Source organism: Rania fehmarnensis (assembly GCF_056494185.1).
In genome coordinates this window covers 806,819-826,282 of sequence record NZ_CM151398.1, presented here as the reverse complement: position 1 = coordinate 826,282, position 19,464 = coordinate 806,819, and the positions used below count along the sequence as shown (strand labels likewise).

The window sequence follows — 19,464 nt, the reverse complement described above, 5'->3', positions numbered from 1 at the left end:
CCATCCGAAATAAGTCTCGGGGGTAGGTCACCCTTGTGTAAACTACTCCTCTTGCGCTTTATCTGCGCGACCACCGCGTGTGGTGATGTCATTTATAATGCACAACACTTAGTTACGCTCTCTTTACCCCTCGAGCCTTTTCCATGGCCCCGTTATCACGCCCAAGTTTGCCCTCGACCGCACTGAATTCAACAGCCCGCCGCAGTTGCCTTCGCCGCCTTCGCCGGCTGCAGATCGAGCCCCTGGAGACGCGACGATTACTAGTGGGCGAAATTGAGCCCAACAATACCTTTGCGACAGGTACGCCTTTCACCGGTACAGATGCTCTCACTGGCCGCATACAGAATTTCGCTGACATCGATCACTTTGCCATTGCAGCCACTGCGGGTGATACGCTGCAATTTCGCATCAGCGCCAACAGTGAAAGCATGCCATCGTTCGATACAACGCTCGAGTTGATCAATGCTGCAGGCGATGTACTGGCGTCAGCCTTTGATTCGCATTCTATTTCTTTTCAGATTGCCGTCGGCGGCACCTATGCGTTGCGTCTGACTTCGAACAATGTGCTCGGCCCCTTCGTGGGCAGTTACAGCATCCAAGCTACGGTAACTGCATTTGCGGGAATTACTGAGACCGAGAGCAATGATAATCTTGCAACCGCTAACGCCTTGAGCGGACAAACCAATATCCGGGGCAGCGTGTCGACGGCCACCGACATCGATATGTTTTCTATTTCGTTGCAAAGCGGTCAAGGTATCGCCGCTAAGTTCACTCAGCAGCCGATCAACAATCCATCCATTCGGCTGTTGAATTCCGCAGGTACTATTGTGGCAACTGGCCTGGATGGCAACGGCTTGACCGCGACGGTCCCTGCAGCCGGCACTTATTTTATCTCGGTAGCAGCTGATAATTCGCTGCGCACCGCGATGGGTGCCTATCTCGCTCAGTTGTTAGTCGCCAACAATCCCATCGTGGACGCCGAAACTGGAGACGGCTTTCAAGCCGCCAGCTTCGTGGATATGGGCCCACATGTTATCCCCAGTCAATACCTGTCGACCACTAGCGCCTTTACGACGCAAGGTCTGACCGGCAGTTACATTAATTCGAACTTGCGTGGCACCGCTGCTCAGACGGATTGGCGTTCCACCCAAACCGTTGCCGGCACGCGCACGGATACTCGCATTCACTTTCCGCAAGGCAGTTGGGGCACGCGTTCGACCGTCGGCATCACCGGCGGCAATGACAACGATTGGGACAACTACTCCGTCCAGTGGGACGGATTTGTGCGCATCGTCAACCCAGGAACCCAGCTATACCTGGCCAGCGACGATGGCAGCCGACTGTGGATCGACATTAATGGCGACGGCGTCTTTGATTCCAGCGGCGCCGAACTGGTCAATAACAATTGGGGCGCAGGTCAAGGCAATACGCTCAGCAATGCTTCAGTGGCGCTGCCGGTGGGCGACTACCGCGTTCGTATTCAATACGAAGAAGGCGGCGGCGGTAATCTCGCGTATTTGCTGTGGAGTGATCGATTGAATTCAGGCGGAGGTGCAGTCTCGCTGAACCTTGCCCCCGCAGCCATTGGTTCCTTGGCTTCGCTGACCGATGTCGATGTCTTTGCAGTCGATTTGGCTGGCACCGGTTTTTATGAATTTCGATTGGAATCTACGACCGGGGCAATGGGTTCGCAGAGTCGCTTGCTGACCCTGTACAACGAATACGGCCAACCGCTCGACTATGCGCATAACGGCTTCCTGTCGACGACAGGCTGGAATACGCGTGTTGAACGCAGCGCTCGTTATTTCTTGACTGTGCAGGCTACAGCCGCCACTGGTTTGGGGGCTTACAAATTCGTGCCGCGGGTGGCGGGTGAGTTTCCTAGTTATCGCGATGTACCGCTCTATTACCAAGACTACAGCGGTTACAGCAAGTCGGCGCATGTACCGGCTTTCATGGCGTTCTTCGAATCTCGCTATGACATGTATCAAGTCGATCTTACACAAGTGCAGCCACCGAGCACCACGGAATTCGTAGGTTGGAAATTTACCGACACAGCCGGCCAAGGTTGTGGAGGCTCGCAGGGTGGATATTTTGGAAATCGTCGGCCCAGCGGCAACGGCTCGGGTAATTGTGATGCCAACTGGACGCGCTTGTCGGATGTTTGGTTTGGACTGTTTTATCACGAGAACGGTCATGGAGTCGGCCTGTTTCATGCGCGCCACCCACTCAATACGATGAGTTACGGTGGGCAATACGATTTCTTACCCATCGGTTCGTTCAACTGGATGGGACTAAACGGTAACGGCGATGCCCGTGTCTCCAATCCACGCCTGTTCAATATGCGAGATTATTTGGACTGGTCCTTGGAATCTGGACGCATCGTCTTAGAAAGTGAAAGCAACAATACGCCCGCCACGGCTCAGTTCGTCACGCCCTACATCACTGAAATGATGTCCGATTCTGAAGCTCGCAATGATCAAGCGGTAATCGTGGGCAGCATTTCGGCGATCAACGATGTGGATCACTATCGCCTTACGGTGACAGCGGGCGAACTTTATTCACTGGATATCGATTCTGCAGAATTTCAAACTGCGCTCGATGCGACGCTCGAGATCTTAGACGCCGCTGGCAACGTCTTGGCCACTAGCACTAGTGGGCTGGATCGCAATACGGGTATCACTTCGGCTGACCCTAATCTGGATTTTCGCTTCGCAACCGCCGGCGAATACATCATTCGCATTCGTCCAGAGACGTTGACCACCGGCTACTACCGTTTCAAGGTGTCTCCAGAACGCACGCTCGACTTAACTGGACCGCGCATTGCTGGCGCCTGGCCCGATGGCGGCCAGACGATCGATTCCACGCGCCAACTCACGTGGTGGATCAATGATCAACTGGATCCTGCCACGTTGACTTCCAACAACATTCAAGTGCGCGGAGCTAACAGCGGTGTGCGCAGTGGGATCGCGACCTTTGATTCATTTACTTCGGTACTCACGTGGGTTGCCGACGCGGACTTACCGACCGATACGTATACAGTAACCCTGCGCAGCGGTCTCACCGATTTGCAAGGTAATGCGCTGGATGGTGAAACCGATGGTGTGCTCAGCTTCCCAGAGATTTCGGGCAATGGCACGCGAGGTGGCGACTTTGTGTCCACCTTCATCGTCAACGCGACCGATACCCGCGCTGCCACGGTTACGGGACTGAACTACTATCGCCAGAACCATGAGCGAGATTTGTTGGACATCTTCTTTGATGACGAGCTAGATGTCACGCAAGTCAATCGCGCTAACTATACGCTGCGAGGAGCCGGCGCGGACCGAGCGCTGGGCACCGCCGATGATACCTTCGCGCCCGTCGATGTCATGTACGACCCAATGATGAATTTGGGTGGGCGACTATTGCGTGTCTACACGCGAGCCCTGTTGACACCCGATAATTATCGAGTCGAAGCTACTCTCCGTGATGCCAGCGGTCTGGCGGTCAATTTGTCACAAACATTTATGGTCGCTTCTGCGGTGCCTCCGGTAGCTTTATTTACCACGGTCGAGGGTACCACACGTGGCTTGACTGGATCGTATATCAATCGCAGCCTACGTTCTTACGCCACGCAAGACGACTGGCGAACGTCGCAGAGCGTGGCCGGTACGCGGGTTGACGAGGTTGTCGACTTCAATACCGACAGTTTTGGCACGCGTGCCGACGTCAACATTACGGGCGGAACCGATGCCAACTGGGATGAGTTTTCAGTTCAATGGGATGGATTTATCGATATTCCTGCCGATGGTGTGCGGTTGTTTACGCGCAGCGATGATGGCTCGCGCATGTGGATCGACATCAATAAAGATGGTGCCTTTGCAACTAGCGGCAATGAGTTTGTCAACAACAACTGGGGCAATGGCCAAGGTGTAACTACTGGCCCGGCCAGCGTGCCATTGGCAGCTGGCCGTTATCGTGTTCGCATGCAATACGAAGAGGGTGGTGGTGGCAATCGCATGAGCCTGCTGTGGGATTATGCCCACGCCCGCAACACGAACGACGGGATGTATAACAATCTCAAAATTGTCGATACCAGCATCCAACCCAACACCGTCATCGATCGCTCTCCAACCACCATCGATGTATTCTTCAATGAACCCGTGGCACCCGAGAGCCTGACAACGAACTCATTTCGCTTGCTCTATTCTCCTGATGCCGACTTCTACGATGGCAATGATATCTTCATTCCCGAAGCCAACGGACAGATTCAGTGGAATGCAAGTCTGCGCCGCGCCTCGTTCGAGCCGCAGGCGCCGTTGGCAACTGGCTACTACACCATCGAACTCGATGGCGATATCGGAGGCATCAGAACCGTGGGTGGTCGCCTGCTCGATGGCGAGTATCGCGACAGCTACATTGTAGGTGGTCCAGCCGAACAAGCCTGGAGCGATATCCCTTCAGGCGATGGTTTGCCCGGTGGTGACTACCGCGCAATCTTTATTGTCTCTCAGCCGTATGTGTCATTACATGTCAATGGCAATGCTTCAATCAACGAAGCCGGCGGCGTTACGACGATCGAAGCTCGACTGTCCTTTGCTTCGATCTACCCGGTCACTGTCGAGCTGGAACTCGCTGGCCAGGCCCAGGCAGGCACCGATTACCAGATTAATCGAACGCAAATTTCCATTGCCGCTGGGGCGCTCAGTGGCTCGGCCCAGATCACGGCCCTGCCAGATACCATCGATGAATTCAATGAGTCCATTGTGGTGGGCATCAAGAGCTCCAACAACGCCACGGAAGATGGCGTCCAGACTGCCACCGTGACCATTACTGATGATGATCCGGAACCGCAGGTCCGCTTGAGCCTGGATGGAAGTACGCTCGGCGAAGCCGCCGGCACACGTACCCTCACAGCCACCTTATCCGAGCGATCAGAAAAGCCGGTCGAGGTAACACTCACTTTCGGTGGTCAAGCCAAAAAGGACATCGACTACTCAGTCACAAGCGAGACAATACTCATTCCAGCAGGTTCGCTAACCGCCACCGTCCAGGTTCGAGCGATTCAAGACACGTTGGATGAATCAGACGAGATATTGACGATCGATATTCTCTCAGCCACCAACGCACGCAATCCTGGCGCGCAAATCAGGTCAGCAACTCTCATCGACGACGATGAGCCACCCAGCTATACACTCGCAATTAATAACTCTTCTCTGGCAGAGGCGTCGGGCACCGCGACGGTTGTGGCCACACTATCCAGCATCTCTGGTCGAAACATCACTATCCCGCTGATCTACTCCGGCACAGCTAGTAACGCCGACTATACAGGCGGAGTTACTCAGCTAGTAATCGCCGCCGGTTCCATTTCGGCGCAGCTGCAACTCACCGCCACTCAAGACCTGCTGGATGAAGTCAACGAGACCATCATCGTCGAAGCTGGTGCCGCTATCAACGCCACTAGCGATGGTCCTCAAGTTGTTACTGCGACCATCATGGACGATGATTTACCACCCGTCTTAACTCTCTCGAGCAGTGGTAGCCCCTTGAACGAAACCAGCGGTCAGGGCACAGCCATCGTTACTCTCTCGAGTCCATCGAGTCTGCCAGTCACCGTGCTTTTCACCTTCGAGGGCGGCACCGCCACCTTGAATACCGATTACACGAGTTCAAGTTCGCAAGTCATCATCGAACCTGGCCAAACGACCGGCAACCTGACCTTCAGCGCAATTGATGATGCGATCTATGAAAGACCGGAGACGATCCTGGCTACCATTGCGCAGCTAACCAACGCAACTCAGCTGACCTCGCAACAAGTCGCTCTGCTGATTGCCAACGATGATTTGCCACCCAAGGTCGACTTTAGCATCGAGAATCTGACGCCAGCAGAAGCGAATTCCGATGTACAAATCGTGGCCACGTTGGCGGAGCCTTCGGCAGTTAACGTCACTCTCGAATTATCGAGCCAAGGAACCGCCACGTTATCGAGCGACTACCAATTTCCTAATCGCCTGATCGAGATACCGGCTGGCCAGTTGAGTGGTTCAACGATCATTCGCTTGCTGCAAGACAACTTGGATGAAGCTGACGAGTCGATCCAACTGAGTATCATCAACAGTCAAGACGTCGACATTAGCGACGTGCTATTTCCCACGATTACCATTGTCGATGACGACGCGACTGCTGCCTTATCCTTGTCCGTGGAAAGCGCAACTTTGGCGGAAACGGGTGGCACTACTTTTCTCGTGGCGCGCTTGAACCAGATTAGCGGTTTAGAGATTTCTGTCCAACTGGATTGGAGTGGCACAGCGACGCCAGGCAGCGACTACCGTCAAGGGCCTGACACGATAGTCATTCCTGCCGGTACACAGGAAGTTAAGGTAGCGATCGAGTCATTGCCCGATGCACTATACGAAGGCGACGAAACGATCAGCTTGTCGGTCGCTTCGATCACCAATGCAGAGTTGACCAGTTCCAGTCCGTTGACCGTGGGCCTTAGCGACGACGATTCGATTCCTGGCTTGTCGATGACCATCGACAGAAATCGAGTCGACGAAGGCAACATCCTGATCTTGGTAAGCTTGGAACTGTCAGCCGCGGCGGGAGTACCGGTGACAGTTGACTTGCTACTGGATGGTGACGCAACTCTGGGCGCTGATTTCCAAGTACCTCTTCAAGTGACCCTGCCTCCATTGACTACGCGGACTGATTTGCGACTAGACATTCTGGGCGATGCGATTGATGAACTCGATGAGACATTGGTATTGAGCATTGGGCAGTTAACCAATGCGTTATCAAGCTCTGGTCCATTAACCGTGGTCATCGTCGACGATGAATCTCTCACGCTCTCGATTGACACCAGCTCAATGAGCGAATCGGGTGGCAAGGCCACGGTTACGCTGGAGCGACGCGGGTCGGACCTTTTGAGCCCACTGAGCGTTCTGTTGACATCATCCGATACGAGCGAGCTGACGGCTCCAGCCAACGTCGTCTTTCCCAGTAACGTTTCGCGGGTGACGTTTGAGATTCTGGCGATCGACGATTCACTGCTGGACGGCACACAAACGGTGTCCGTTTCCGCCCGCGCCAACAACTTTATTGACGCAACCGCGCAGGTCGATGTGTTGGATGCAGAGTTATTGACGCTCACGATTGCGGCTGCGGAGTTGTTAGAAAGTGGTCCCAGTGTGACTGCAGTACTTGCGCGCAGCAATACAGATTTGAACTCGCCGCTAACGGTCCGTTTGCTAGGCAACTGGGCCGGACAGTTGCAACTGCCTGACTCTGTCACGCTCCCCGCTGGCCAAGCCTCCATCGAAATTGACCTGGCAGCCATTGATGATTTCTTTGCCAGCGGGAATCGGACAGTCAACGTGCAGGCGGAAGCCAGCGGTTATGAATCGGTCAGCGACGACATCGAAATCCTGGATGACGAGCTACTGCGGCCGCATCGCAATCCACGTAACAGTTTGGATGTCAACAACAACGGCAGTGTGACACCGATCGATGCTTTATTGGTGATTAATCATCTTAACACTGTCGGACCGGGCCTACTGCCGGAGCCTCCTCAATTGCCCTTTGAGCCCGAAGTATACCTGGACACCAGCGGTGACAACTTCGCCACCGCTCTGGATGCATTATTGGTCATCAATTATTTGAACACTAATCCCGGTGGCGAAGGCGAACTCAATGTCACACGTCGATCGCTAGCCGCCGATGCCGTAGTTGACGCATGGTTCACTTTAGCAGCACCGGATCCACGGGAAGAAGTAAGCACAAAAACGCGTCGGCGCGTGTGGGAATGATGGAGTTTCTTGGTCGACTTAGTCGAGGGCTCGCACAGTTGTTAGCGATGTGACGAAGCTGTGATCAGTCCACTTCCAGACGATTTTTTTATCGCGTGTCACTTCATAAGCATGTGCGCCTTTGCCCTCTTGGCCACGTAGAAAATTGCCGACCAAGAGATTGCCGTTTTTGAGTTGCTGGATACTGGAGACCCAGGTAACGTTCAATTCAGGGGCATCGTCGGCGGTGAATTCCCAGACGATCTGCTTGTCAGGCGTTACTTCAATAATGCGTTTCTGCGTGCCACATGCAATCAAGGTGTTACCGTTTTTCAGACGCTGAGCGTCGCCGGTATTGGTGACACCCGTGTATTCCCACACGACCTGGCCACTGCGATCGACTTCACGTACCGCACCTTCACCTTCGTGAGCCGCCAGGATGTTGCCGTTAGCAAGTTGATGAACATTGCGAACTTCCAGGTGATAACCTTCGACCTTGGTATGCAAGGGTGTGACATGCACGATCTCCCCTTTGGGACTGACTTCCACTGCCTGGCATGGCCCCTGCTCCGCTACCAGCGTATTTCCGTTAGCTAGTCGTTCGCAACCAAATACTTGGCTCGACTTACTCACGTAATCAAAAACGGTTTCTCCGCGCGCGGTAATCTCTCGCACGCCCGTCGGCTGGCCGCCATATCCAAACAGAATGTTGCCACTGGGCAAAACGTGGAATATGACTGTTATGCTCGGCGGTTGAAACTCCCACACTAGTTTGCCATCGGCATCCAGTTCAACAAACCGGTTCGGACCTTTGCCATACTCTGTAAACAGCAGGCGGTGCTTGATCGGTTCAGCAGCAACCAGCGCCGGCAGGCTCATGCCTATCAATACCAGAGCCAAAGCGCATGCGCGCAGAAAATTCTTTGAAGCATCAACAGACACATCGCTCAGTAAGACTCTCATGATTGTTCCCAGGGGTTGGTGGTGGGTGGGTTTGTCGCGGTGCGCACAACATTGCAGTGGAGGCAGAAGTAAGCACATCGACGCATTCAGCTCGGGATAAGCGGCTTCACTCTAACGACCTCCCGGCCCAAATAGCAACTACTTTTTGCGTTCGGTTGCGTTTTCTAACCTGTTGTTGGCTGTTCTAGCCTCTCATATCAGCGCGCGGGCACAGAGTGAATATCGGAGGGCTCGCATCGTGGGCCAATAATACGCTACGCACGTTTAATGTCCAACTCGGGATTAGGACACAACCTGGAACCATCCCTGGAATCATCCGCTCGTTCGCAGTGCAAGCGCGACGCAGGACTTACGGTGACCGTTGCAGCCCCTGCAACGAAACCTTCTCGCCTTGGCGCACGAAATCTCGCGTGGCCAAGGCTTGATAAGTCGCTAAGTTCGTTGCCTGAGCCAAAAAGCTAACGCTCCCATCGGCAAATGCAAAGTTAGCGCCTCCGGGATGTTGACTGCCCATGGGCATGTTGCTGAAGGGCTTCAAGACGGAACCGCCTGTGTGCGAATTGATCGCTTGGGCGATGTTGCGGCAACCAGCCACATACGAACCGTCGGTACTGCCGTGCAACCAGGATCGATAGCGCGTACCAAACTTGGCCGATGCCCAACTCATTTCACCGAAGAGCAAAGTATTCGAGAGGCCATCTCCTATCGACTGAAACGTCACCTTGGTATTCCATTGAAAGACGCCATTACCAGCCACGGACGCACCTTCGAAGCTTAACGGAGAGGCTGCTGGATACTCGCCGCTGCCGTCGGGCAATCGACCACTCGCTCCACTAATACCGTAGTAATGAATCGTAAACGGCGCGATACCAGAGTTGGCTGGTACCAAATCCAACAAGCTCACATCGCTGGGAGGTTGCACATCCATTTTGGTAGTCACTGCAGAAGGACAATGGTAAACAGGTAGATTTTCCAACCCATGAGGATCGTTTTTGCCAAACGCATAGTAGGGACCTGGGGTCTTTGAGATGCGCGAGTATAGCGATGAATGTTCCACGTAAGGATGTAGGATGACTGTCCAGCTTAGCTGGGTCAGCGTATCAAACGAATGCGGTAACCGCTTGTAAGTGGCCTCATGGTTATGCACCGCCAGCGCTAGTTGCTTCAAGTTATTGGTACATTGCATGCGCCGAGCTGCTTCGCGCGCACCCAGTACAGCGGGCACCACTAATCCTAGAATGGCAGCGATACAAGTAATGACCACAAACAGACTGCGCAGTGTAAACGTGGGGTGCTCTAACACCAGGGGCCGAGCAGGCTGATTCAAAAACGGCTCTTCTTGCATTTCAATTGCCTCATAGGTAGGCGCCCTGAGTTGACTGATGCATTCAATAATTGTATGCCGACTGAGTTAATTTCCCATGATAAAAATCATCTATGCTGCGCTGAACTAAAATCTTGATCGAATTCCTGGTCGCCGGTTGACTTGAGATGTGAAACGTAGCATAAAGGGATGCTGAAAACGAATAGCGTTAAGCCCCTATCTAATCGTACCCGCCACTCCTAACCAAATTCTATTGGATCCGGTTCCAAATCATTGCAGTGACAGTTAACCTCACTTCATTGATTTTGGGGTCATGGGTCGATTCTCCTTTCTTGATTAATGGTGTTGTTATGACCAAACCCTCCCTGCGCCGCACAAATCCTTCTGATCGCTTTACAACTCTTAAGAAGCGTCGCTTTCTCCTCGAGCTCTTGGAAAGCCGACAGATGATGGCTGCGGACTTGGAGTGCAACCCACTGGTCTCGGCCTCCAGCCTCGTTGCCGAAGGCGAAAGCGGTGCTGCACAAATCAGCCTCGCCAAGACGAAGGTTGCACCGGTGTTATCGCAACTTGTTAACCCTGTGCCGCAATCAACCGAGCTGGGCGATAATTCGATGCTCGATTTGCTGATGTGGGACGATCAAGGGCGTTTGGATGTTCACTTCTCAGGTGAAGATGTCGGTGTTTTGCTCGAGCGTGTCAGCGCAATTGATTTTGAGCCGCTATACGTCAATCTCGAGCACAATTCGATCGATGGTTTTCTACCGATCAGCGAAATCCCCAAGCTGGATAACTTGTTGCAGGGATTGAGTGTGGGCATCGCGCCGAACCTTCGTCCGCAAACGGGGGTTGGTTTGGTAACCAGCCAGGCCGACATAGTTTTGCAGACGCAGCGAGTTCGTGAGTCGTTGCCCACAGGTTACGACGGTGCAGGCATTCGCATCGGTGTGCTCAGCGACAGCTTCAATAACTTGGGTGGAGCCGCAGGGGACTCTGCCGCGGGCGACTTGCCTGCCGAAGGTGTCACGGTGATCCAAGATCTAGGCGGGGGTGGCATTGACGAAGGTCGGGCCATGTTGCAATTGGTGCACGATTTAGCTCCGGCAGCCACACTCGGGTTTGCCAGCGCCTTCATCGGCGGCCAAGCGGGTTTCGCAGCCAACATTACCGCACTAGCCAATACCTTCAACGCAGACGTGATCACCGATGACGTGTTCTACTTTGCCGAGCCCATGTTTCAGGACGGGCTGATTGCCCAGGCCATCGATGACGTAGTGCAAAATTCCGATGTGGCCTATTTCTCGCTGGCCGGCAACTTGGCTGATCAGGCCTATGAAGCAGTCGGGCCATTTGCGACGGCATCCACCACCTTCGGCATCGCCAACTTCGGCGGCGGTAACTTTACGGCCAGTAGTGCTATGGACTTAGACCCGGGCCCGGGAACCGACGTTCGGCAATCGATTTCGATCGGCTCTGGACAGACCGTCATCCTCACATTGCAATGGGATTCGCCATTTTTCTCCAGCGTGCCCAATGACTTGGATTGGTACTTGGTCGATCAGGCAACAAATCAACTGGTAACTTTCTCAAACGCGGATAATACCGCCACCGATGAGCCATTTGAGATTTTTGGATTCACCAACACGACGGGAGCTACGCGCACGTACGAGCTCATTGCTGACGCCTTCTCAGGCCCGATACCAACGCGACTGAAATGGGTGAACTATGGCGCGAACAATTCCGGCCCAATCAACCCCATTGAATACGACACCAACAGCCCCACCGTGATTCCTCACTCGGCAGCAGTCAATTCGATGTCGGTTGGAGCCGCCCCTTACTTCCAACAAGATGTTCCTGAAAGCTACACCTCTGCCGGTCCAGCTACGATTCTGTTTGATACCAGCGGCAGCCCGATAGCGGCGAGCATTCGCGCGAAACCCGACATGGCTGCGCTGGATGGCACCAACACCACCTTCTTCGGCGGCGATTTTGAAGGCGATGGATTCCCGAACTTCTTCGGAACATCTGCGGCTGCACCACACGCTGCTGCAGTAGGCGCATTGGTCCGTCAAGCGAACCCGAGCTTCACACCCGCCCAAGTCTACGAGCGCATGATGCAAACGGCTGTCGATATCGGACCAGTTGGTTTTGATAACGTTTCGGGCGTGGGCCTGGTCAATGCGTTCCGCGCTGTGTTCCCCACCATCACGCCACAGACGCTGCCGCAGGCCGATGATTTTGAGTCCGCTCTCGATCAACGCTGGGAAGTAAAGAGCACCGGCAACGGTCGCGTTCAGTTGTTTTCGGCAACCGGTGTTGGTACTCAAATGGTCATGGATACGTTCCTCAACGGCTTCCAGAACAGCCTGAACGAGGCCATCCTGCACTTTGATGCGACTGGCGTTCCCGATATCCAGCTCGACTTTGAACAAGCGGAAACTGGCGATGAAGACAATCCAATGCCCGCCACGTTCACCGGCACCAGCTTCACCGACGGTGTAGCCTTGAGCGTTGACGGTACGAACTGGTTTCGTCTGTTTAGTTTAACCGGCACCGAATCGACCGGCACCCTGACCAATCATCAGATCAACCTGAGTCAATTTGCACTAACGGCCGGTATTACTTTAGGCACGGATGTACGCATCAAGTTCCAGCAGTTCGACAACTTTGCACTCGGATCAGATGGATTCATCTTTGACAACATCTCGATTGCTAAAGCACCCAACGTAGTACCTGCCTTTGATCAGGCAAGTTATTCGTTCTCTCTGGCCGAATCCGCGGACAGTGGTGCAGCCGTTGGCACAGTTACGGCCACCGATCCGAATCTGGGCGATGTGCTCACCTACAGCCTCAGCGGTACTGGTAGCGATAACTTTATTATCAATCCAACCACCGGTGCGGTAACTGTTTCGCCGACGGCCAATTTCAACGCAGTGCTGACTCCAACATATAACTTGACGGCCAGTGTCAGTGATGGAACGCTATCGGCTGATGTGCCACTGACCATCACCATGACAGCGGTGGTCGAAGTGGCTGATACCAATGTATTCTACAAGGGCACGCCCTTCGCCGCCCTCGGAGTTGGCTCTGCCTTGGATTCTTCCAAGGACCTGGCTCATTCTGGAGCTACTGCACAAACGCTGAGTTATACAAATCTGCTCAATACCACCTTCGGTATCAATGGCTTGGTGCTGGATATTGCTCGCATGCCCGGTAGCACGCTGACGGCAGGTGACTTCGTGTTTCGCATGAGCCCGCAGGGTTTATTCGATACCGCGACCAATCCACCGAGCAGTTGGGCGACCGCGCCAGCACCTACAGGCATCTTTGTAACGCCAGCCACGCCGACCACGCCCGCGCGCGTACGTTTGGAATGGGCCAACAATGCCATTTCCAATCGCTGGCTGCAGGTACAAGTGCTCAATTCGAGCAACACCGGCTTGGCCGAAACACAAGTCTATTACCTTGGTCACCTGCAGGGCGAACTGGATGGCTCCACAACCGTAGCCAACTCGTTCTTTGTCAGTAACGCAGATCTGGCCCTGGTCAACCCGATCGGTGGTCTGGCCGCAGTTGATAATCCACGCGATGTCGACAAGAACCGCTTCGTGTTGAACTCCGATGGCGTCGCCATTCGCGCCAGCGTCAATGCTGGGCTCAGCTTGAGAAACATCACCATTCCCGTGGCAGGCTCGGCCGATGAAGGCCGAGTTGCTCTGCGTCCGGCACTGATCACGCGAGCCAAGTCCGCGCTAGCTACGCCTTTCATCGGCTTGAGCAATAGTGACTTTAGCAGTGGGGGTGCATCAACGCGTCAAGACGCGGCTGTCCAGCAGCCTATAGTCGTGACGACCACCGCCCGATCGCTGGTTAGCCGTTCGGCTGCAACCGGCGCAGCCAACAACCTGGCGAACTCCTCCAGTAGCACCAACCTGCCATCTACGAAGTCAACGCCTAAGGACATTGATGCCGTGTTCTCCGAGTTTGCCAAGCTCAGCGGCAAGGTAAATTGGATGGAGTAGTTCTCGATGGAGTAAAAAAAGGAGACAGGGCGCATGAATTCGCCATGCGTTCTGTCCCAATCTCTTCTTTGGAGACCTCGACGTACTTAAATGTCCGTCCATATGGACGTCAGTGTCCGCACAAATCCGGGCAATGTCTCATCCGGTCGGCCTTGGCGGTTTATTTGGCAGGCAGAACAGCGTCGAGGAAGGTGCGCTGGGCGATTTTGGATGCCAACTAAGCGGTCGGCGTTAGCCCCGGTTCCTACTCAAGCGTTGTGCAACCGCGGCTAACGCCGTCGGCTTAGTGGGCAACCGCGGCTAACGCCGTCGGCTTAGATTGAAGCATTCTCAGAAATTCTTCCGGCTATCATGGGATGAACTTCTTCGAGCGGTGACTCAATAGCAGAGCATCGCCACTTTCGACGTATTTTCGCCCCAGTGCCAGAGCACATAACAGCGTGAACTCTCTTGCTGCACGACAACTACAGGATTTGGTCGAGTCGCATGGCTCGGCCTTGGTGCTGTACGCTCGGCAATGGTGCTTGTGTCCTGATGATGCGTTACAGGAAGCGCTCATTGATCTGTCACAATTGGGGGTGGCTCCGCCCGACCCAGTGGGGTGGCTGTTCCAAGCCGTGCGTTACAAGGCGATCAACTTAGCCAGGTCCCAACGACGGCGCGAACGGTATCAACGACTCGCCTCCGAATTGCGCGATGCCTGGTTCCAGTGCGATCCGGTTGACTCGGTGCAGTCCAGCGAAATAGAAGTGCTGCTGGACGAACTCGAGCCCCTCGATCGCGAGATTGTCGTTGCCAGAATCTGGGGCGGCTTGACGTTTGAGCAGATCGCCGAGCTTGTCGAAAGCTCGACCAGTACGGTACATCGACGCTACCAACAAACACTCAAGCAACTGGAACTGAGATTGAACGGCCTGGCCAAGAAGCGCTGACTAGTCAAGAAACGTTAACTCGAGTTACAAAATGAAAGAGTCATTAGATCCATCGGAACATGATCAGCCGCTCGACGACCGTCAACAAACTGACATCGAAGCGCTGCTGCGGTCTTTTCGTCCCAGAACGCCTGAGTTGAACTGGGATCAGATTATGGCTCAAGGTGTAGATCGGCCGACAGTGCACTTGGCACCAGCCCTAACGCGTTCGGGATTTACTGCCAAGCAAATGACCCTAGCCGTAGCTGCTTCTTGGCTGCTGGGCGCATTGGTTGGTGGGGGTGGCATCTTGTGGTCAATGTCATCAAGCGACATCGCGAGCATCCCAAGTGATCCTCCCAACCCTAGCGTCCAGCCATCTACGCAGCCCGTAGCCACGGAAACAACGCAGGACTCAGTAGCCCACGATCCAACGATCGCTGATCTGATGCAACTTGAAGACGACAGGCTAGCGATTGCACCGCTTGATTTGAACGTATCTCCCTGGCAGTTCGAAGAGCCGTTCGGCGTGCGCAGTCTGCCGCCTGCCACTTCAACCGTACGTTTGACAACGATTCGAACCTCGCCAGCCCAAGCACTTGGTAGTAGCGTGCCTCACCCAGCGTCCACCAGTCACCATGACCAGTCCACGAGTTCATCCGCGCAGGCAACTTCTGGCGCGCCACATCCCGCGACTTCGATCAGTAATCGCCAGCAGCTTATGCAGCAGTACTTGAAGGAAACAGATATGGAAGTTTACTGAGCCTCCGCTCGTTACTCCAATTTTCTCGCCACGATCGGCATCCAGGTTACTACCATGAAATTCAATCTCAAACGTTTTGTACTTTCACTATCGGCAACGACCATCGCAGTTCTCCTGCCACACGTTTTGGCCCATGGCGACGAACCGGAGCGCGAAGGTCCTTGGAAACTCCAACGCACGGCAACGACGCTGATGTTTACAGCGGAGATGACATTGCAGGGGGCTGCCGAGCCCAAGCCTGCGCTGAAACACCGTTTGATACCCGATGCTTTTGATCTACAACCGGGCAACTCGGCCATCTACTACTTGAAAGCGATGGCATTTCTCGAGCAGACATCATCAACCAAGAAGCTGCAAGAGTACCGCGATAAGAATCGAGAACTGGCCAATGCACAAGGCACCACAGTTGACAAACAGCCTCCCTACTCTTGGGAAGACATGACTCCCCAGGAATTGCCGCTGGCCGAAGTGAAGGAGTATTTGAGCTATACCGCGTTTCAAACGCCACTACTTGCCGAAGCCACATTACGAACTGAATTCTCACTCGATCGCAATATCCGCCAAGTTGAAAGCCCGATCGCTTATCTGTTGCCCGAAATTCAAGCCATCCGCGAACTGGCTCGCCTGCAAAGCATGCGTTACCGCGTGGCTATAGCCGAACATCGGATCGCCGACGCTGTCACTATATTGCAACAACAATTCACCATGGCTCGGCATTTGGGGGCCGATGAATTCGTCGTTTCCAATTTGGTGGGAGCAGCAGTGTCCCAAATCGCGTCGCGAGACATGCTTTACTTGCTACAAGAACCAGACGCACCCAATCTATATTGGGCACTGGCATCTTTGCCAGCACCCTTGATTGACATGAGTCGCGCGCTGCCAATGGAGCGCAATTTTTTGGTCATGCAACTCAAAGCCTTGCAGGACGTAGATGAGACACTGCGCCCAGCAGGTTATTGGCAAGACTTCGTCGATCGCATCTGGCCACAGATAAAAACTCTGGATCTCCAGAGAGGGCTGCAATCCAAATGGATCGGCAATGATCCTCAAGCCGAGCGAGCTGCTTTTGTCACCTCGATTGCCGCTGCTTATCCAGGAGCCAAACGCTTTCTGATCGAAGAGTGTCAAATCGATCAGGCTAAGGTTGATGCCTATCCGACTGCACAAGTTGTGTTCCTGGCGATGAAGCTGTTCAATCAACAATTAGTCGACGATACGTTCAAGTGGTTCAACTTGCCCTTCGACCAGATCCTACAGAATCCCGAGTACAAGCGCCTGAGTGAGACGCAGGCTGCCAGGAGCCAACGAGTGGGCTGGGTCACTTTGCCGTCCACGGAACTTCTGTCGAGCATCCAGAGTATTCACGCTGCCCAAATGCGCGTTCAACAGTTGAGCGGCTTGATACAAACGATCGAAGCCATTCGCATGTATGGAGCCCTGAACGCTGGCAAGCTGCCACCTACTTTGGCTGATCTGCCCTATCCGGTACCCAACGATCCTTACACCGGTAAGCCCTTCCAATACGAACTGAGCGGCGACCAGGCTCTGCTGAGCGGTCAACCCTTGCCTTACATCCAATACCGCTTCCAACTGCGCTTCGCCAAGTAGCCACCACTCCACTTCGATACAGGTCCTTCATCATGTCCTTTGCCATGCTCCAGCCCGTTCGCCATCTACTGGCGCTGTGCGTACTCTTTGTAACTGGCCCGAGCGTCAGTTCGGTAATGGCCCAAGTCACCACCAGTGCGACGGAGGGCAACGAAGCTATCACCCTCTTCTCCAATCCGACTACGTTAGTAGTCGCCCAGGTTGATATGCAGCGTATGAATTTGCCTGCGAATATCCAAGCTGCCATCGCGGAAGACGAAGCTTCGCGGCCGCTGGTCAATTGGCTATCTACCCTGAAAGCTACCTTGGCGCCGCTTGCCAATGAGCGACTGACGCTGATGGTCGACGTTCCCTTCACCGCCGCCCAGGTACCGCTCCGGTTCATCGCCAAGAAACCAGAGTCGCTCGACCTGGCCACGTTGAATGAGAACCTGGCGGCATATCGGTTTAGTCCCGTGGAAGTCCAGGGCAAGTATATTGCGACGGCTGCCGCCGGCGTGTTATCCGAATCCAACAAGCTGCTGGTCAGTCGCGAGCTATTGGCCAGTAGTCCAGAATCGTGGGAACCGGCTATGGACACGGTGAAGGATGCTCCGCTGCGAATACTGCTGGTTCCGCCCGCGTATCTTCGATCGACCTATGAAGAATTGATGCCACGCTTGCCGGATCGTTGGGGTGGCACTCCTATGACTACGATTACAGAAGGCATTCAGTGGTCCGCCCTTGGATTTGACCCAGCCAGTATGAGCTTAAAAATTGTCATTCAGTCAAAATCGTCCGAAGCCGCGCAACGTTTGATGGCTGAGCTGCCCAAGCTGATCAAGGTTGCCAAAGAGAGCGAGTTGCTACAGCGGTACAAGGCAGCCTTGGAATCTTTTCAAGTTGATCCACCAGTCATCAACCAAGACCGTATTGAAGTTAAATTTTCGAATTCGCGACAGCTCGATGTTTCAACGAGCGTAGTTATGGGTCTGCTCAGTTCTATCCTTGACCCATTGAACTCGCGCGAAAAGCAGAAGAACTTCAGACAGTTGGCGCTCGCGCTACACAACTACGAAAGTGCCAATAAGGTACTGCCGCCCAATAAAGCTGCGCGGCGACAAGATGGTACGAGCAACTTCAGTTGGCGTGTTCATATTTTGCCTTACCTTGATGAAGGGAAGCTTTATTCGGAATTCAAATTGGACGAGCCGTGGAACAGCGAGCACAACTTGAAACTGCTCGAGAAGATGCCCGATATTTACGCTGGTTTTCCGTTGCCCACCCTGGCCCCTGCGGCTCGTCGAGGCTTTACGACCATTGTAGCGCCCACTGGTGAGGGTACGATCTTTGGTGGTAATAAGGTCGTCGAGTTTGGCAATGTCCAGGATGGACTTAGCAACACCGTCTTCTTCGTGGAAGTCAAAGCCGAGCGAGCGGTACCTTGGACAGCCCCCTTGGACTATGACTTTCCCGTCGCCAACCCAGCCGACGGTTTGGCCATCGGCCCTGACGGTCAATTTTTATGCGCGATGGGCGATGGCTCGGTGGTGCTGCTACCGGGCAACTTGCCTAAAGAAACGCTTGTCCATCTGTTTCAAATGAACGACGGTCAGGCCATCCAATTGCCATAGTCGCTGAATCTACCTGAGCAGCTCGTTTAACCCGTAGCCGCCAGGCGAGGCGCACCCTCTAACCCAAGCCTGCGTTTACCTGAGCATCTGCATGCTTAAAAAAAAGACTGACCACTGCACGTGCACTCCTGCGATTGCCTAGCCTTCGGCTACGGGTTAAACGATGCATCTCGTTTAACCCGTAGCCGCCAGGCGAGGCGCACCCTCTAACCCAAGCCTGCGTTTACCTGAGCATCTGCGTGCTTAACCACATGACTCACCCCTGCACGTGCACTCCTGCGATTGCCTAGCCTTCGGCTACGGGTTAAACGATACATCTCGTTTAACCCGTAGCCGCCAGGCGAGGCGAACCCTCTAACCCAAGCCTGCGTTTACCTAAGCATCTGCGTGCTTAACAAGAAGACTGACCACTGCACGTGCACTCCTGCGATTGCCTAGCCTTCGGCTACGGGTTAAACGATGCATCTCGTTTAACCCGTAGCCGCCAGGCGAGG

The 19,464-nt window shown here is 54.1% G+C and carries 8 protein-coding genes; 6 read left to right on the top strand and 2 right to left on the bottom strand.

The features are described 5' to 3' along the window. Positions 1–143: 143 nt before the first annotated feature. Positions 144–7,787 carry a Calx-beta domain-containing protein gene (locus SH573x_RS02600; protein ID WP_479352741.1) on the top strand — a complete coding sequence of 2,548 codons (7,644 nt, stop codon included), beginning with the start codon at positions 144–146 and terminating at the stop codon, positions 7,785–7,787. Positions 7,788–7,805: 18 nt separating this feature from the next. Here SH573x_RS02600 and SH573x_RS02595 read toward each other — a convergent pair whose 3' ends face one another. Further along, positions 7,806–8,729 (bottom strand): hypothetical protein, encoded by a 924-nt coding sequence (locus SH573x_RS02595; RefSeq protein WP_479352740.1) that lies wholly within the window; start codon positions 8,727–8,729, stop codon positions 7,806–7,808. A 349-nt stretch (positions 8,730–9,078) separates the two neighbouring features. Then, entirely contained in the window at positions 9,079–10,074 is a 996-nt protein-coding gene (locus tag SH573x_RS02590) for a DUF1559 domain-containing protein (RefSeq protein ID WP_479352738.1), read from the bottom strand. Between the two features lie 329 nt (positions 10,075–10,403). Between SH573x_RS02590 and SH573x_RS02585 the strand changes: the two genes are divergently transcribed. From SH573x_RS02585 to SH573x_RS02565, 5 genes are all read left to right on the top strand, one after another. Then, complete coding sequence (locus SH573x_RS02585) at positions 10,404–14,075, top strand: S8 family serine peptidase (RefSeq protein ID WP_479352736.1); 3,672 nt, start codon at positions 10,404–10,406, stop codon at positions 14,073–14,075. A 440-nt stretch (positions 14,076–14,515) separates the two neighbouring features. Beyond that, positions 14,516–15,007, top strand: a complete 492-nt coding sequence (locus SH573x_RS02580) for an RNA polymerase sigma factor (protein ID WP_479352735.1) — start codon at positions 14,516–14,518, stop codon at positions 15,005–15,007. A gap of 31 nt (positions 15,008–15,038) precedes the next feature. Continuing rightward, complete coding sequence (locus tag SH573x_RS02575) at positions 15,039–15,749, top strand: hypothetical protein (RefSeq protein WP_479352734.1); 711 nt, start codon at positions 15,039–15,041, stop codon at positions 15,747–15,749. Positions 15,750–15,803: 54 nt separating this feature from the next. Beyond that, a complete protein-coding gene (locus tag SH573x_RS02570) occupies positions 15,804–17,357 on the top strand; it encodes a hypothetical protein (protein WP_479352732.1) in 1,554 nt (517 codons plus the stop codon). Between the two features lie 32 nt (positions 17,358–17,389). After that, the gene (locus SH573x_RS02565) at positions 17,390–18,970 is read left to right on the top strand and encodes a DUF1559 family PulG-like putative transporter (RefSeq protein ID WP_479352730.1); all 1,581 of its coding nucleotides are present in this window, start codon (positions 17,390–17,392) and stop codon (positions 18,968–18,970) included. Positions 18,971–19,464: the final 494 nt, after the last annotated feature.

What these genes read in the sequence shown, in the direction of transcription:
- SH573x_RS02600 (WP_479352741.1), top strand. Translation starts at nt 144, where the DNA reads ATGGCCCCGTTATCACGCCCAAGTTTGCCCTCGACCGCACTGAATTCA.
- SH573x_RS02595 (WP_479352740.1), bottom strand. Translation starts at nt 8,729, where the DNA reads ATGAGAGTCTTACTGAGCGATGTGTCTGTTGATGCTTCAAAGAATTTT.
- SH573x_RS02590 (WP_479352738.1), bottom strand. Translation starts at nt 10,074, where the DNA reads ATGCAAGAAGAGCCGTTTTTGAATCAGCCTGCTCGGCCCCTGGTGTTA.
- SH573x_RS02585 (WP_479352736.1), top strand. Translation starts at nt 10,404, where the DNA reads ATGACCAAACCCTCCCTGCGCCGCACAAATCCTTCTGATCGCTTTACA.
- SH573x_RS02575 (WP_479352734.1), top strand. Translation starts at nt 15,039, where the DNA reads ATGAAAGAGTCATTAGATCCATCGGAACATGATCAGCCGCTCGACGAC.
- SH573x_RS02570 (WP_479352732.1), top strand. Translation starts at nt 15,804, where the DNA reads ATGAAATTCAATCTCAAACGTTTTGTACTTTCACTATCGGCAACGACC.
- SH573x_RS02565 (WP_479352730.1), top strand. Translation starts at nt 17,390, where the DNA reads ATGTCCTTTGCCATGCTCCAGCCCGTTCGCCATCTACTGGCGCTGTGC.